The organism is Nocardia asteroides (assembly GCA_019930625.1).
Taxonomy (GTDB): domain Bacteria; phylum Actinomycetota; class Actinomycetes; order Mycobacteriales; family Mycobacteriaceae; genus Nocardia; species Nocardia sputi.
The window spans coordinates 639954-657018 of sequence record CP082844.1; the positions used below are offsets into that span (position 1 = coordinate 639954).

General features: G+C 69.6%; 9 protein-coding genes and 1 tRNA gene. 6 read left to right on the plus strand and 4 right to left on the minus strand.

From position 1 onward, the window contains the following. Positions 1 to 149: 149 nt before the first annotated feature. Both lat and K8O92_03030 read right to left on the minus strand, forming a co-directional pair. Positions 150 to 1484, minus strand: a complete 1335-nt coding sequence (gene lat, locus K8O92_03025) for an L-lysine 6-transaminase (GenBank protein ID UAK32996.1) — start codon at positions 1482 to 1484, stop codon at positions 150 to 152. Between the two features lie 64 nt (positions 1485 to 1548). Continuing rightward, the gene (locus K8O92_03030; GenBank protein UAK32997.1) at positions 1549 to 2001 is read right to left on the minus strand and encodes an Lrp/AsnC family transcriptional regulator; all 453 of its coding nucleotides are present in this window, start codon (positions 1999 to 2001) and stop codon (positions 1549 to 1551) included. Between the two features lie 112 nt (positions 2002 to 2113). On the opposite strand from K8O92_03030, the gene K8O92_03035 reads away from it, so the two are divergent. The 3 genes from K8O92_03035 (at position 2114) to K8O92_03045 (ending at position 5531) form a co-directional block, all read left to right on the plus strand. Then, positions 2114 to 3643, plus strand: coding sequence for an aldehyde dehydrogenase family protein (locus K8O92_03035; GenBank protein ID UAK32998.1), 1530 nt, complete (start codon positions 2114 to 2116; stop codon positions 3641 to 3643). A gap of 74 nt (positions 3644 to 3717) precedes the next feature. Next, positions 3718 to 3791 (plus strand) — tRNA-Met (locus K8O92_03040). A 288-nt stretch (positions 3792 to 4079) separates the two neighbouring features. Then, positions 4080 to 5531: a Tat pathway signal sequence domain protein gene (locus tag K8O92_03045; GenBank protein ID UAK35403.1), complete on the plus strand. Its 1452-nt coding sequence runs from the start codon at positions 4080 to 4082 to the stop codon at positions 5529 to 5531. Here K8O92_03045 and K8O92_03050 read toward each other — a convergent pair. Further along, the gene (locus K8O92_03050) at positions 5528 to 9001 is read right to left on the minus strand and encodes an indolepyruvate ferredoxin oxidoreductase family protein (GenBank protein UAK32999.1); all 3474 of its coding nucleotides are present in this window, start codon (positions 8999 to 9001) and stop codon (positions 5528 to 5530) included. The genes K8O92_03045 and K8O92_03050 overlap by 4 nt on opposite strands. 281 nt (positions 9002 to 9282) lie before the next feature. Here K8O92_03050 and K8O92_03055 point away from each other — a divergent pair, with 281 nt between their 5' ends. Together K8O92_03055 and K8O92_03060 are read left to right on the plus strand one after the other, a co-directional pair. Beyond that, the gene (locus K8O92_03055; protein ID UAK33000.1) at positions 9283 to 9753 is read left to right on the plus strand and encodes a hypothetical protein; all 471 of its coding nucleotides are present in this window, start codon (positions 9283 to 9285) and stop codon (positions 9751 to 9753) included. Between the two features lie 393 nt (positions 9754 to 10146). After that, entirely contained in the window at positions 10147 to 11304 is a 1158-nt protein-coding gene (locus K8O92_03060; GenBank protein ID UAK35404.1) for a lipase family protein, read from the plus strand. Positions 11305 to 11451: 147 nt separating this feature from the next. Here K8O92_03060 and K8O92_03065 read toward each other — a convergent pair whose 3' ends face one another. Continuing rightward, positions 11452 to 11958 carry a histidine phosphatase family protein gene (locus K8O92_03065; protein ID UAK35405.1) on the minus strand — a complete coding sequence of 169 codons (507 nt, stop codon included), beginning with the start codon at positions 11956 to 11958 and terminating at the stop codon, positions 11452 to 11454. 146 nt (positions 11959 to 12104) lie between these two features. Between K8O92_03065 and K8O92_03070 the strand changes: the two genes are divergently transcribed. Beyond that, positions 12105 to 17033, plus strand: coding sequence for an ATP-dependent helicase (locus K8O92_03070; GenBank protein ID UAK33001.1), 4929 nt, complete (start codon positions 12105 to 12107; stop codon positions 17031 to 17033). Positions 17034 to 17065 lie beyond the last annotated feature (32 nt).

The window sequence follows — 17065 nt, forward strand, 5'->3', positions numbered from 1 at the left end:
CGATACGTGCGCTGCCGGTTCACGCGCCGCACCTGCTCGCAGAGTGGTGAAGACGATCGGCCATGGCTGGGAAGCCTAGGAGGTGGATCCGGGATTTCGGCGTACCCCGCGCCGGGGATACCGGAATGCCCGGATCATCCCGTTCGCGACTATTCGATGCTGGTCAGCACCCGATCCAGCGCGTCGACGGCCTCGTCCAGCTCGGGGCCGGTGACCGTGAGCGGGGGACGGAACCGTATGCCCCGCTCGCCGGTGCCGAGGATCAGCACGCGCTCGCGCTCGCGCAGCGCGGTGAGCACCTCGTCGCGCAGCCGGGACGACGACAACGTGATCGCGCACATCAGTCCGCGCCCACGCGGCTCGCTGACATCGGCGTGCCGGGCGGCGAGCGCGCCCAGCCGTTCGAGCAGGTGCGCACCCAGCGGCCGGGACCGCTCGATCAGCTGGTCCCGCTCGAGCACCTCCAGGATGCGCCGGCTGCGCACCATGTCGCCCAGGTTGCCACCCCAGGTCGAGTTGAGCCGGGAGCTGACGGCGAACACGTTGTCGGGTACCTCGTCCACGCGCCCACCCGCCATGACGCCGCAGACCTGGGTGCGCTTACCGAAAGCGACGACGTCCGGCTCCAGGCCGAGTTGCTGGTAGGCCCAGGCGGTTCCGGTCATGCCGACTCCGGTCTGCACCTCGTCCAGCACGAAAAGCGCATCGTTGTCCTGACACAGCCGCTGCATCGCTTGCAGGAACTGGGGGCGCAGATGCCGGTCGCCGCCCTCGCCCTGAATCGGCTCGGCGATGAAACACGCTATGTCGTGCGGGTTTTCCTCGAACGCGCGCCGCGCCTGGGTGAGCGCGCACGCCTCCGCCTCCTCGACGTCGAAGGCGTCGGTGAGATAGGGCGACTTGATGCGGGGCCAGTCGAACTTGGGGAAACGCGCGGTCTTCACCGGATCGGTGTTGGTGAGCGACATGGTGTAGCCGGTGCGGCCGTGGAACGCGCCGGTCAGATGCAGCACCTTGGTGCCGAGTTCCGGTGCGCGGCCGTGGGATTCGTTGTGCCTGCTCTTCCAGTCGAACGCGACCTTGAGGGCGTTCTCCACCGCGAGGCCGCCGCCGTCGATGAAGAACAGGTGCGGTAGCCGCGGATCACCGAGCACCCGCACGAACGTCTCGACGAAGCGGGCCATCTCCACGGTGTAGATATCGGAGTTGCTCGGCTTGTTCAATGCCGCGGCGGTGAGCTCGGCACGGAACTGCGCGTCGTCGGCGAGGGCGGGATGGTTCATGCCCAGCGCGTTGGAGGCGAAGAAACCGAACATGTCGAGGTAGGGGCTGCCGTCGCGTTCGTCGACGAGGCGGCAGCCGCGGGAACGGTTGAGGTCGAGTACCAAGTCGAAGCCGTCGGCCAGGATGCTCACCGACAAGATCTCATGGACCCGGGCGGCGGGGGTGACCGCCGGGCGGGTGCGTTCCAGTTCGATGGTCACGCCCCGAGGGTACGTAAAAATTTACGGAACCTCTACAGCGAAACGGATTAATTCCGCGAAATCGCTACCTGTCATAGAATGTCTGCAAGATGATGGTGCTCCGGGTACGCACGTTGGCGGTGGCTCTGATCTCTTGGAGCAACTGTTCGAGGTGCCGCGGGGACGCCACCCGCACCAGCAGGACGTAGCTCTCCTCGCCTGCCACCGAGTGGCACGCCTCGATGCCGGGGATGTGCTGCAGCACAGCGGGCGCGTCATCGGGTTGCGACGGGTCGAGAGGAGTGATCGCGACGAATGCCGACAGCAGTTGACCGAGCGCTTCGGGATCGACATGCGCGGTGTACCCGCGGATCACACCGCGCGCCTCTAGTCGGCGGACCCGTGACTGCACCGCGGACACCGACAGACTCGCCTTTTCGGCCAGGTTCGACAGGGTGGCCCGTCCATCGGCCATCAGTTCACGAATCAGCAGGCGATCGATGTCATCGAGTACGGGTCTTGCCGGTGTATCCGCCATCAGCGAAGGCTAACTCAGGCAGCGCGGCTCGTGTCCGAAACCTCCCCTCCATCCTCCCGCCATGTGGGACATACACGCCGCGACGCGGCCGAAAGGTACGGCGGAACAACAGATGACCGATGTACTCGATGACCGGACCACCCGACAGCTGGCCGCCCGCGCGGAGGCGGTGCTGCGCGAATTGGGCGCGCGACCACCGGAGCCCGGTGACCTGCCCGCACGAACTCCCATCACCGGAGGGCAGTTGACGACCCTGCGGTCCAGCTCGCTCGAGGAAGTGGATGACGCGATCGGACGGGCCGCCACCGCCTTCCGGGCCTGGCGCAGCGTTCCCGCGCCCGTCCGGGCCGGGGTCGTGCGCAGGCTCGGGCAGCTGCTCACCGCCCACAAGCGCGACTTGGCCGAGCTGGTGACGCTGGAGGCGGGCAAGATCCCCGCCGAGGCGGCGGGTGAAGTGCAGGAGATGATCGACATCTGCGAATTCGCCGTCGGCCTGTCCCGGCAGTTGTACGGCCACACCATGCCCTCGGAACGTCCGGGCCACCGGTTGATGGAGACCTGGCATCCGCTCGGCGTGGTCGGGGTGATCTCGGCGTTCAACTTCCCGGTCGCGGTCTGGGCGTGGAACACCGCGATCGCGCTGGTTTGCGGCGACACCGTGGTGTGGAAGCCGTCGGAGACGACCCCGCTGACGGCGCTGGCCTGTCACGCGCTGCTGCGGCGCGCGGCCGAGGAGGTGGGCGCGGATCCCGAAGTGCATCAGGTGATCCAGGGCGCACGCGACGTGGGCTCCCGGCTGGTCGACGACGAACGGGTGGCGCTGGTGAGCGCGACCGGCTCGGTGCGGATGGGCCGGCTGGTGGCGCCACGGGTGGCCGAGCGGCTCGGACGCTGCCTGCTGGAGCTGGGCGGCAACAACGGCGCGATCGTCACCGCGTCGGCCGACCTGGACCTCGCGGCGCGGGCCATCGTGTTCGCCGCGGCGGGCACAGCCGGGCAGCGGTGCACCACGCTGCGGCGGTTGATCGTGCACCGTGACGTGGCCGGATCGCTGGTGGACCGGTTGGAGCGGGCCTACCGGCAACTGTCGGTCGGCAATCCGCTCGACGACGGGGTGCTGGTCGGGCCGCTGATCGATGGGAAGGCCTACACCGGGATGCGTGCCGCGCTGGACAAGGCGGTGACCGACGGCGGCGAACTGGTCTGCGGCGGCGAACGCGTCGAGGGGTTCGGCGACGACGCCTACTACGTGCGCCCCGCCATCGTGCGCATGCCCGCCCAGACCGCGGTGGTCCGGGAGGAGACGTTCGCGCCGATCCTCTACGTTCTCGCCTACGACGACTTCGATCGCGCGATCGCGCTGCACAACGAAGTGCCACAAGGCCTTTCGTCCGCGATCTTCACCACCGACCAGCGCGAGGCCGAACGCTTCCTCGCCGCCGACGGATCCGATTGCGGAATCGCAAACGTCAACATCGGCACCTCCGGCGCCGAGATCGGCGGCGCCTTCGGCGGTGAGAAGCAGACCGGCGGCGGACGCGAATCCGGCTCGGACTCCTGGAAGGCCTATATGCGCCGAGCCACCAACACGGTCAACTATTCCACCGAACTTCCCCTCGCCCAGGGCATCGAGTTCGGCTGAACCACCCCCGCGCACCCCGCTCCACCAGCACGATTCGGTTATTCGCTCCACCCTGTGTAGTGTTGTCCTTACGACGCGGGGTGGAGCAGCTCGGTAGCTCGCTGGGCTCATAACCCAGAGGCCGCAGGTTCAAATCCTGTCCCCGCTACTGGAAGCCCGGGTCAGACGGTTCACACCGACTGGCCCGGGTTATTTCTTTGCCGGGCTCGTCATCGCGGATGATCCGCTCGGCTGCCGCCCGCGAAACCGACGCCTGCTCCGATGCCGGGCAGCGGCTTCGGCGCGGTCGATCGAATCGCGCCCTCCGTCCGGTTGCCCTCCCTCGTGCACCTTCCCCGGTACGGTAGCCAGAAGATGGCTGAGTTCTTCCCGTTGCGGCCCGTGACGCCCGTGGTTCGCCACGAACGCGAAGGAGATAGCTGTGCGACGCAGAGCGATGCTCGAGGGATGTGCCGCGGCGGTGGCCGTGTCGATGTTCGCCGCCGCCTGCGGCGGGCCGGACGGCAGCGCGAAGGCCGAGTTGGCCTTCGATCCCGACGCGTTCACGGAACAGACGAAGACCGTCGCCACCTTCGAGCGCGACAAGGAAGTCGCCTATCGCTTCTACGAGAGCGTTGTCTATGTCGCGAAACCGGTTGACAAGGCGTATCAGAGCTTGAACATCAGCGTGCCCGTCGAGATCGACGGAACGGCCGTCGACGCGAGCGCGGCTCCCATCCTTTTCAGCAACTCCGTCGGCGGCTACCTGTCGTCCTCCGTGACGGGCGACGAGCCGGGCGACGGCGGCGAGCGGACCAGGAACCAAGACCTCGCGCTGGCCGCCGGCTACGTCGTCGTCGAGTCCGGCGCTCGCGGGCGGGACCTCGTCGGTCCCGACGGCACGTACTACGGCGTCGCGCCCGCCGCCATCGTGGATCTGAAGGCCGCGGTCCGATACCTGCGCCACAACTCCGGCCGCGTGCCGGGAAACACCGATCGGATCGTGGCCACCGGAGTCAGCGCGGGAGGTGCGCTGGCCGCCCTGCTCGGGGCTTCCGCGGACAGCGGTATGTACCACCGGTACCTCGCCGATCTCGGCGCGGCGGAAGCCAGCGACGCCGTCTTCGCCGCCGCGCCCTACTGCCCCATCACCGATCTCGAACACGCCGATATGGCCTACGAATGGAATTGGGGCGCCAATCCCCTGCGCTCCGGGGAACTCGACGCGACCGCGTCGCGAGACCTGAGTGCGGCGTTCACCGGCTACCAAGCGTCGCTCGGGCTCCAGGGCAAAGACGGATTCGGACCCATCACGGCCGACAACTACGGCCGCTACCTCGTGCGGACCTACCTCGAACCGGCGGCAACCGCGTACCTGACCGCACTGCCCGACGCCGACCGCTCCAGCTACCTGGCGGCCAACCCTTGGATCACGTGGGCGGGCGATCGGGCGGAGTTCCCTTGGCCGGACTTCCTCGCGCACGTGGGAGAGCGGAAGAAGGGCGTGCCCGCGTTCGACGCTTTCGACCTGTCCTCCGGAGAGAACAACGAGTTCGGGGTGGGAACCACCAAGGCCAGGCATTTCACCCTGTACAGCCTGCGGCGCGCCACCGGCGACCCCGGCGCGCAGCTGGACGGCGACCTGCCCGAGAAGATCACAATGATGAATCCCATGCCCTTCATCGGACAGAAGAACCCGGCGCGGGCCGAGCATTGGTGGATCCGGGTCGGCACCAAGGACACCGACACGTCGCTGACCATCGTGGGCAATCTCGCCGCGAGCCTCGAGAATCTGGGCGACGACGTCGACGCCGCGATGTACTGGGACGCCGGGCACGGCAGCAACGAGGACGCGGCGGATTTCATCCGGTGGATCGGCAGGGTGACCAATTACACCGCGAGCCGCTAGCAGCGCGGCGGCTCGATACCGAGTTCCCGCAACCGCTCGGCGTAGACCGCGACGTTGGCGAGCTTGACGTCCTCGTAGCCGCGCACCACGTCGGCGAGGGACGCCGCACGCACCGCGCGGTCGTAGCCGGCCAGCTCCAGCGTGTCGGCGAGGTCGGTCACCATCGCGGTGTAGTGCGCGAGCAGTTCGCGTTCCACCCGGCGCACGTGCGCGTAACCGAACGGGTCGAACTTGGTGCCGCGCAACCGCTTGCCCTTGGCCAGCAGACGGAGGGCGAAGTGACTGCCCGGCCGCATCCCGATCTTCTTCTCCCGGCCCATCGCGCGCAGGATCGGCGGGTGCAGCCGGTAGGTGAGGTTCGCCCCGTCGGGCACCTGTGCGGCGACCTCGGCCAGGAACGCCGGATCGGTGAGTCGTCGGGCCACCTCGTACTCGTCTTTGTAGGCCGTGAACTTGTACAGCCCGCGCGCCACCTGTTCGCTGAACGCGGTGCTGTCGGTGACCCGCCGCTCCGCGTCCCAAATGCGTTGCATCGTGCGCACGTAGTCGCGGGCCACCGCCACGCTCTGGAAACCGATCAGCTCGGTCGCCCGCAGCGCCACCAGCCGCCGCGTCTCGCCGGTGGCGGTCAGCCCGTCGAACAGGTCCGCGGGCGCCGCGGGTGAGGCGGGTCCGGCCACGCGACGAGCGGTCGCGGCGGCGAACTCCTCCGGCCGCGCGATCGCGACCCGTCCCCAGCGGAAGGCCGCGAGGTTGGCGTCCACGGCCACGCCGTTGATCTCGATCGCCTCCTCGATCGCGGTGCGCGGCAGCCGCAGTCCTCCGCTCTGGTAAGCGGCTCCGACCAGCAGGAAGTTCGCGGCGGCGGTGTTGCCGAAGAGGGCTTGCGCGGCGGCGAGCGCGTCGAAGGACCGCACCGACCGCGACACTTTCGCCAACCGCTCCAGCAGCATCGCCTCGTCGGGATGGCCGACCGACTTGTCGTAGACCATGTCCCCGGTCGGAGTCCTGCTGGTGGAGGCCACCGACACGGTCGTCGCGGCGGACCCGTAAGCCAGGTTCTTGGTGTCGGTGGCGGTCAGCAGGTCGAAAGCCACGAGACAGTCGGCCGAGGCCGGGGCCAGCCGGTTGGCCGGCTCCAGCGCGTCCACGGCGAACCGCAGGTGCGAGACCACGGGACCTGCCTTCTGGCTCATGCCGATCTGGTCCAGGCTCGCCACCTCGTACCCGGCCCGCATCGCGGCGGTGGCCAGTACCTGGTTCACGGTGACGATGCCGGTGCCTCCGATGCCAGCGAGGAAGACGTTCTGCGTGGTCGTCGGCGGTTCGTGCGCCAGGTCCGGCAGCCGCGGAGGCTGCTCGCGGCGAACTTCCTCGCGCCGCTCGCGCTCGGCAGGGTCGGGCAGCTCGACCGTGACGAACGACGGGCAGTCGCCGTCCAGGCAGCTGTAGTCGGTGTTGCACGAGGTCTGATCGATCCTGGTCTTGCGGCCGAACTCGGTGTCCACCGGCTGCACCGACAGGCAATTGCTCCGGACGCCGCAATCACCGCAGCCCTCGCACACCGCCTCGTTGATGACCACCCGGGTGCGGCGCACCGGCAGGGTGCCGCGCTTGCGCTGCCGCCGCGCGTCGGCCGCACAGTGCTGGTCGTAGATCAGCACCGTGACGCCGGGCACCTCGCGCAGGGCGCGCTGCGCTTCATCGAGACGGTCCCGATGCCACAGCAGGGTGCCAGGAGCGAGATCGCGTTTGCGGTAACGCTCGGGCTCGTCGGCGCAGACGATGATGCGCCGGACACCCTCGATCGAGAGCTTGTGGGTGAGCATCGGCACCGTGAGGGCGCCTTCGGCGTGCTGCGCGCCGGTCATCGCGACGACGTCGTTGTGCAGCAGCTTGAAGGTGATGTTCACCCCGGCGGCCACGCACGCCTGCACGGCGAGCTGACCGGAGTGGAAATACGTGCCGTCGCCGATGTTCTGGAACAGGTGCGGCACATCGGTGAACGGGGCCTGACCGATCCATTGCGAGCCCTCGCCGCCCATCTGGGTCAATCCGGTGACCTTGCTGTCCGTGCGCCCGGACATGGTCACCAAGGTGTGGCAGCCGATCCCGCCGCCCGCCAGCGACCCTTCCGGCACTGCGGTGGATCGATTGTGCGGACAACCGCTGCAGAAGTAGGCCGTGCGCTTGGCGGGCAGCACCGACAGCGACAGCGGTTGCGGCAGCGGGCGTTTCATCTCGACGTGCCCGTCGAGCACGCGGCGCAGCGGTGCGGCGATGCGCCCGGAGGTGAGTTCGCCATCGGTGCCGAACAGCGGGCGGCCCGCGCCGTCGCGCTTGCCGACGATCTCGGGGGCGGCCGGGACGCCGTACAGAATGTCTCGAATCTGGGTCTCGATGAAGGCCGTCTTGTCCTCGACGACGATCAGCCGGGTGAGGCCGGTGGCGAACTCGCGGACGCGTTCGGGCGCGACCGGATACGGCATCCCGATGCGCAGCAGCCGGATGCCCGCCTCCCGGAGCGCGTCGTCGTCCGCGCCGAGGTCGATCAGCGCTTGGCGGACCGCGTCGAAGGTGGTGCCCGTGGCGGCGATCCCGATCGTGGCGCGGGCCGGGTCGACCTCGATCACGTCCAGCCCGTTGCGGGTGCTGTAGGCCCGCACCAGTTCCCAACGGGGACCGTAGAGATCCGCCTCGGCGAGCAGGCTGTCGGCGGGCGCGCCCATCGGACGCTGCCGGTAGCGGAAAGGCCGGCCGTCCCAGTCGATCTCGGGCACGACGATGTCGATGTCTCCGACCGAGCCGTCGACCGTCCAGGCGCCGTCGGCTACGTCGGCGACGATCTTCAGTGCCACGAGGCAGCCCGAGGCGCGGGACAGGGCGACCCCGTGCAGGCCCATGGTGATGATCTCGCGCGCGTTGCGCGGGAACAGCACGGGAATGTTCATCGCCGCCAGCGAGCGCTCGCTCACCGCGGGCACAGTGGAGGACTTCGCCGCCGGATCGTCGCCGACCAGCAACAGGACGCCGCCGCGCGGATTCGCGCCGTACATGTTGGCGTGGCGAAGGGCATCGGTCGCGCGGTCCAGGCCTGGGCCTTTGCCGTACCAGACACCGACGACGCCGTCGTGTGTCGCGGTGCCCGCGGGCAGATCCGCCTGACTCCCCCAGACGGAGGTCGCGGCCAGTTCCTCGTTCAGCCCCGGAACGAAAGCGATGTCGTGCTCAGCGAGGACATCCGGCATTCCGGACAGCATCTTGTCGACGCCGCCGAGCGGACTGCCCTGGTACCCGGAGACGAACGTGCCGACCCGCCGGCCCGCTCGGAGATCACGGACGTGCTGCTCGACCAATTGTCGCGCGATGGCCTGGACGCCGGTGAGCACCACGGTGTCCGAGCCGACGCGGTAACGGTCGGCGAGGTCGTAGGAAGCTGCGATCAGGTCGCGGTCAGCGAGCTCGGTCATACAGATCCACCCGTCCACACGGCGCCGATCCGGCGCCTACCTCGTTGAGCACTTGTTGCCGATATCGTGTCCTCGATAATCTGAACGCACAACCTTGGGCAATTTGATTGAGCAATGTGCCCAATTATTGACAGCAGGAATGGGCACAACCTAAGCACAGTGCGAGGTCCGTGTGACGGTGCACACAAAAGCACGCTTACGTCACGGACGCGGCGATGCGAGCCCGTGCCACACCGCCGCACTTCCGCCGCACCTCCAGCCACCTGTGTGAAGGTGGGTAGATGGCAATGCTCAGGAGGAGCACGGCGCTCGTCGCCGCCCTCGCGTTCGGAGCGCTGACCGCGTGCGGGCAGCAGGCGGCCCCGTCCGCGCCCGAGCAGGCCGCGGGAGCGGCGGCCGGGACGCGCGCCGAACCGGGCCCCCGCGGATACGCGGGCGGAACGATGATCGTCATCCCGCATGCCCCGGACCTGGAACCCAGTTCGGCGATGCCCTTCTCCGAGTACGACATCGAAGACGGTACGGACAAGCTCGCGATCCACATCCCGGGCCCGGTCGGCTGCCCGAGCATCGGCTTCACCGCGCGCGTGGAGGAATCGGCCGACCGGGTGAGCGTGCGGCTGATCCGCGGCCTGCATCGCGGGATGCCGCCGTGCCAGGGCGCGAACCCGGAGCAGAAGCGCGAGTACGGCGTGGTGGTCGTCGACTTGGAACGTCCGCTGGGCGATCGGACCGTGCTCAGCTTCGCCTGATCCGCGCGAGGCGACGGCGGCTCGGTGGACGGCCTGCAGGCCACCTCCCATAGTGATCTGGTTGAATGGCAAACCATCGGCATTGTGACTTGTCCGGTTCGCCTGATCCGGTGCGGCACCGCGATCGATGGGGCGCTATCTTCGCAGCGGATGGTGCCGCCTTCGCGGCTACCGGCGGTCCCGGAGTCGAAGGAGGTGCGCCAGTCGCCGCGATCGGCTCGAGGGTCGCCGCAGCGGCGGTTCCTTCTGCTCTGTACCGCAGTGAACGTGGTTCGCTGCGGCTCTCCGTGTAGTGCCGGTCCGTCCGAAACACCGACGCCGCGGCGCGGTGGGACGGTGACGGCTGACTTTCGAAGGAAACCCGTGTCCAGAGTTCCATTCCGGATTGCGATCTTGCTGGTGAGCATCGTCTCGCTCGGCCTGCTGGGCCTGCCAGCTACGGCCCAGCCGCTTTATCCCACCCCCGATCCCGACCTGTTCTTCAACGCGCCGTCCCACCTGGCGGACCTCGCGCCCGGCGACGTCGTGCGTACGCGCAGGATCGACACCGGCCCGTATGTGGGAACCGAGGGCTGGCAAGTCGCCTTCCGCTCCACCAACTCCCAGGGCAAGCCCGTCATGGGCGTCACGACGGTGCTGCTGCCGATCGGGGTGAAGAATCCGCCGCTGGTCTCCTACCAGGCGCTGATCAATTCCCTCGGCACCCAATGCAATCCCTCGCGGTCGCTGTTCAACGGCGAGTTGCAGGACGCGGTCGGCGCGATGCTGCCCATCGGACGCGGATGGGCCATCTCGCTGCCCGACTATCTGGGTCCCACCTCCGCGTACGGCGCCGCGCGACTGGGCGGCATGATGACCCTCGACAGTGTGCGGGCCGTCCGCAAGGTCGCCGAACTCGGTCTGTCCGACTCCCCCGCCGCCATCGCGGGCTACTCCGGCGGCGGCATGGCCACCGCGTGGGCCGCCGCGCTGCAACCCACCTACGCGCCGGAACTGAAGCTCGCCGCCGCCGTGGCGGGCGGCATCCCCGCCGACCTCGAGGAGATGGCGCTCGCGCTCGGCTTCGACCCGCATCCCGGATTCGGCTTGGCCTTCGCCGCCGCCATGGGACTGGAGCGGGAGTACCCGGACCGGCTGCCGATCTCCGACCAGCTCAACGAGAACGGTTTGTGGTTCCGGGAATTCACCCACGACGCGTGCCGGCGGTTCCTGCTCTTCCACGGCGCCTTCCGCAGCGCGGAGCAGATGGCGGCGTCCAGAAGCCTGATGGACAGCCCCGAGGCGCGAGCGGTTCTGCGGGAGAACAGCTTGCGGCACTTCGAGGGCGTGCCGACCGTGCCGACCTTCCTCTGGCAAGGCCGCTTCGATACGCTCACCTTCTACGGGCCCGTCGCCGAGGTCGCCGACCGGTATTGCAGGGCGGGCGCGCCGGTGGACTTCCACACCGTCGACATCTCCGAGCACATGACCGCGGCGGTCGCCGGATTCGCCGACGCGTGGAACTACGTGGAGGCCAGGTTCCGCGGCGAACCCGCACCGACCGACTGCTGAATCATTCGCACAGCGGCTCGGGAGATATTCTCCCGGGCCGCTTCACCCCACGGTGCCACCGCAGCCGATGTCCAGGCCGCGCCGCCGCGGCCCAGGCTCCCCGACTGCCACCGGTTCGGTCGATCGGTGTGCGAGCAGGACCGCGCGTCAGGCCGTGAAGTGCAACGTCCATTCGCCGCGATAGTGCAGGCGGGTCACGCTGCCGGGCGGAACATCGATGCGCCAGAACGATTTGGGCGGGGCGTCCAGCGTCACCAGCAGCGCGGCCCGGACGACAGCCGGGTGGGTCACCGCGATCGTGGACACCGATTGCGCGGCTATCTCGGCCATCCAGAGCCTGGTCCGTTCGATCACGTCCACCACGGACTCGCCACCGTGCCCGCGGAAAGTGGGGTCGGTCAGCCAGGCGTACAGCTGGTCCTGGGGCACCGACATCAGTTCGCCGCCACGCCAGGCGCCCGCGTCCAGGTCGCGCAGCCGGTTGTCCTCCTCGCCGGGCAATCCCAGCAGCGCGGCGGTCTCCACCGTCCGGCGCTCCGGCCCGGTGAGCACCCGCGGGGCGGTGAGCGGACCGCATCCGACGACCGCCCGCCTGCCCGCTTCGGTGAGCGATTCGTCCACCGGGAAACGTGCTTTTCGCATCGCCTCGGTCATCCCATGGCTGACCAGGTCGAGTCTGAGCACTTTTTGCACCTGTGGAAGCGTACGGCCCGGCATGGTCGGACGTTGTTCGATTGCTCGTGCTTCGCCCGCGAGGCGGTACGAGCGTGCTTGTCGGTGGGCCGGTGCACACTGAATTCATGCCCCAGTTCTCCCGCGCCACCCAGGAGTGGTTCGACGGCGCGTTCCCCGCGCCGACGTCCGCGCAGCTGGGGGCGTGGCAGGCGATCGCGGCGGGCGAGCACACGCTGGTCGTCGCGCCCACCGGATCCGGCAAGACGCTCTCGGCGTTCCTGTGGGCGATAGACCAGCTGGCCACCCGGGAGCAGCGGCCCGAGCGGGCAGGCACCTCCGTGCTGTACGTGTCCCCGCTGAAGGCCCTCGCCGTGGACGTGGAACGCAATCTGCGAGCGCCGCTGGTCGGCGTCACGCAGACCGCCGAGCGCCTGGGCCTGCGGCCGCCGGAGATCACCGTCGGGGTCCGTTCCGGCGACACCAGCTCCTCCGATCGGCGGTCCATGCTGCGCACCCCGCCGGACATCTTGATCACCACGCCGGAGTCGCTGTTCCTCATGCTCACCTCGTCGGCCCGGGACACGCTGTGCGAGGTGAACACGGTGATCGTGGACGAGGTGCACGCGATCGCCGGTTCCAAGCGCGGTTCGCACCTGGCGTTGTCACTGGCCCGGCTCGACTTGCTGACCGAGCGGCCCGCGCAGCGCATCGGGCTGTCGGCGACCGTGCGGCCACCGGAGGAAGTCGGACGGTTCCTGGTGGGCAACGCGCCGATCACGGTGGTCGCTCCGCCCGCGCCGAAGACGTTCGACCTGTCGGTTCGGGTGCCGGTGGCGGACATGACCGAACCGGGCGACTCCGACCAGCCGGGATCCATCTGGCCGCACGTGGACGAGGCGATCGTCGAGCTCGTGCTCGAGCACCGGTCCTCGATCGTGTTCGCGAATTCCCGCAGGCTGGCCGAGCGCCTCACCGCCCGGCTGAACGAGGCCTACGCGGCGCGGCTCGGCGAGCCGGTGGAGACCGAGCACAAGCCGCCCGCGCAGCTCGGCGCGTCCACCGAGGTGATCCACGGCGCCGGGTCCCTGCTGGCGCGAGCCCACCACGGCTCGGTCAGCAAGGAGCAGCGGGCGCTGATCGAAGACGATCTCAAGAGCGGGCGGCTGCGCTGCGTCGTCGCTACGAGCAGCTTGGAACTCGGCATCGACATGGGCGCGGTCGACTTGGTGGTCCAGGTGGAAGCGCCGCCCTCGGTAGCGAGTGGATTGCAGCGGATCGGACGGGCCGGGCATCAGGTCGGCGAGATCTCGCGCGGGGTGATCTTCCCGAAGCACCGCACCGATGTCATCCACTGCGCGGTGGCGTCGCAGCGGATGACATCGGGGCAGATCGAGGCGATCCAGATCCCGGCACACCCGCTGGACATCCTCGCCCAGCAGACCGTCGCCGCGTGTGCGCTGGATTCGCTGGATGTCGACGCGTGGTTCGAGGTTGTGCGGGGCACCGGAAGTTACGCATCGCTGCCGCGCTCGGCCTATGAGTCGGTGCTGGATCTGCTTTCCGGGCGCTATCCCTCCGACGAGTTCGCCGAGTTGCGTCCCCGCCTGGTCTGGGATCGCGACGCCGGGACGCTCACCGGACGTCCCGGCGCGCAACGCCTGGCCGTGACCTCGGGCGGCGCGATTCCCGATCGCGGCATGTTCGCGGTGTACATGGTGGGTGAGAAAGCCTCCCGGGTCGGCGAACTCGATGAGGAGATGGTCTACGAGTCCCGGGTCGGCGACGTGTTCGCGCTCGGGGCGACGAGCTGGCGGATCGAGGAGATCACCTTCGACCGGGTGCTGGTGACGCCCGCGTTCGGGCAGCCGGGCCGGTTGCCGTTCTGGCACGGCGACGGCCTCGGGCGGCCTGCCGAACTAGGCGCGGCGCTCGGCGAGTTCGTGCGCACGGTCGCCCAGGAGCGTGCCGTCGAACCGGACGTTCCGAAGAGAAAGACTTCGCGGCGCGGCGGCGTTTCATCATCGAGCCCGGCGAAATCGTCGCGGGCGACGGCGCGGCCGGAGCACGACGGCGGCGGCCCGGACATGCCGCGTGCGGCGCGGGGCGAACTGAGCGCGTCCGCCGCCGATCCGATGCCGGAGGGCGTCGCGCGGATCATCGGCTCGGCGGGCCTCGACGACAACGCGACCGCGAACCTGCTCACGCTGCTGGACGAACAGCGCACCGCGACCGGGCACCTGCCCACCGACCGCACCCTGGTGGTGGAGCGGTTCCGCGACGAACTCGGCGACTGGCGGCTGGTGTTGCACTCGCCTTACGGCCTTCCGGTGCACGCCCCCTGGGCGCTGGCCATCGGGGCCCGGTTGCGCGAACGCTACGGCGTGGACGCCGCGCCGAACGCCTCCGACGACGGCATCGTCGTGCGACTGCCCGACACCACCGACGATCCGCCCGGCGCCGAACTGTTCGTCTTCGAGTCCGACGAGATCGACGAGATCGTCACCGAACAGGTCGGCGGCTCGGCGCTGTTCGCCTCCCGGTTCCGCGAATGCGCCGCGCGCGCACTGCTGCTGCCGCGTCGCGACCCGGGCAAGCGAGCCCCGCTGTGGCAGCAGCGACAGCGTTCGGCCCAGCTGCTGGACGTGGCGCGCAAATTCCCCGAGTTCCCGATCCTGTTGGAGACGGTGCGCGAATGCCTGCGGGACGTCTACGACCTGCCGTCCCTGCGCGATCTGCTCGGCCGGGTGGGGCGGCGTCAGGTGCGGCTGGTCGAGGTGGAGACGGCGACGCCGTCACCGTTCGCGAACGCCCTGCTGTTCGACTACATCGGGCAGTTCATGTACGACGGCGACAGCCCGCTGGCCGAGCGCCGCGCCGCCGCGCTCTCGCTCGACTCCGGGCTGCTGGCCGAACTGCTCGGCCGGGTCGAGCTGCGCGAACTGCTCGACGCCGCGGTCATCGAGCAGACCGAACGGGAACTGCAACGCCTCACCCCCGAGCGGCACGCACCCGACGCCGAGGGCTTGGCTGATCTGCTGCGGCTGCTCGGGCCGCTCACCGCCGCCGAAGCCGCCGAACGCTGTGACGAGGACCCCACCGCTTGGTTCGGCAGCCTCGTGGCCGCACGGCGGGCGCTGGAGGTCTCCTTCGCGGGACGCGCCTGGTGGGTCGCGGTGGAGGACGCGGCCCGGTTGCGGGACGCGCTGGGGGTTCCGCTGCCGATCGGCACGCCGTCGGCGTTCATCGAGCCGGTATCCGATCCGCTCGGCGATCTGGTCGGCCGCTACGCCCGTACGCACGGCCCGTTCGGCACGGATGCGGTGGCGGCGCGGTTCGGACTCGGCACCGCGGTGGCTGCCACCGCCCTGCACCGGCTCGTCAGCGAAAAGCGCGTGGTGGAAGGCGAGTTCACGCCTTCGGCCGCCGGGTCGGAATGGTGTGACGCTCAGGTGCTACGCCGGCTGCGCCGCCGCTCACTCGCCGCGGCCAGGCACGAGGTGGAGCCGGTCTCGACCGCCGCGTTCGGACGCTTCCTCCCGTCCTGGCAGCACATCGGCAGCCGCGAACTGCGCGGCGTCGAGGGCGTGGCGGCCGTCGTGGAACAGCTCGCGGGCGTGCCGATCCCGGCATCGGCCTGGGAATCGCTGGTGCTGCCCGCGCGGGTGCCCGACTACACCCCCGCCATGCTGGACGAACTCATGGCGACCGGCGAGGTGATCTGGTCCGGCCACGGCGCCATCACCGCCAAGGACGGCTGGATCGCTCTGCACTTGGCCGAGCAGGCGCCGTTCACCCTCGCGCCGCCGGACGATATCGATCTCACGGACCTACAGTCGCGCCTGCTCGCCGCCATGGGCGCGACTTTCGTACCGTGGACGCCGCTCGATCCCGCGCCGACCCGGCCGGATCGAGCACCGGTGCCGCTGGACGAGCCGGATCCGCCGCCGGGCAGTGCGGTCGACGGCGACGGCCACCGAGATCAGCAGTCGACCGGGCCGCGCAAAGGAGCGGGCGGTGCCGCCCTCCCGAACGGCGCCGAAGTGCCTGCCGTCTCGGAATACGCAGCCCACGATGGACTTTCGGTCTCCGATGCACACGCCGCGCGACTGATACCGGTGCCGCAGGGCGGCGGCGCGTACTTCTTCCGGCAGCTCTCGGACGCCACCGGCCTGCTCGACGACGCCGCGGGGGCCTCCGCACTGTGGGAATTGGCCTGGGCCGGTATGGTTTCCGGTGACACGTTCGCGCCGGTCCGGGCGCTGCTGTCCGGCACGACGCGGACCACCACGGCACACCGCACCCCCCGACGCGCGCCCCGGGGCCGGGCCTACCTGCCCCGCCCGAGCATGCCGACCCGTTCCGGTCCGCCCTCGGTCGCCGGGCGATGGTCGCTGCTGCCGGAGCGGGTCTCGGACAACACGGTGCGCGCACACGCGACCGCGGATCTGCTCCTGGAGCGGTACGGCGTGCTGACCAGGGGATCGGTGCAGAACGAGGGGGTGCCCGGCGGGTTCGCGCTGATGTACCGGGTGCTGACCGAATTCGAGGACCGCGGCCGCTGCCGTCGCGGCTATTTCGTCGACTCCCTCGGCGGCGCGCAGTTCTCCACCACCGACGTGGTCGATCGGCTGCGGTCCTTCGACGCCGAACGCGCCCGTCCCGAGTCCAGGCAGCCGACCGGCACGGTACTGGCGCTGGCCGCGTGCGATCCCGCGAACCCGTACGGCGCCGCGCTGGCTTGGCCGAAGAACGATGTCGAGGGCGGGCACCGGCCCGGGCGCAAAGCCGGAGCGCTGGTGGTGCTCGTCGACGGCGAACTGGTCCTGTATCTGGAACGAGGCGGCAAGACCCTGCTCACCTTCACGGAGGACGCCGAAGCACGCCGTGGCGCCGCCGCGGCGCTCGCCGACCTGGTCCGTCTCCGCCGGGTGGACTCGCTGGTCATCGACCGGGTCAACGGTGACACCGTGCACGGCAACACCTTCGCCGGGTTCCTGACCGAAGCGGGCTTCTCCGCCACGCCGCGCGGACTCCGCCTCCGGAGCCGCCCGTGAGCGGACACCTCGGCGCTCGGGCAAGCCGGGAT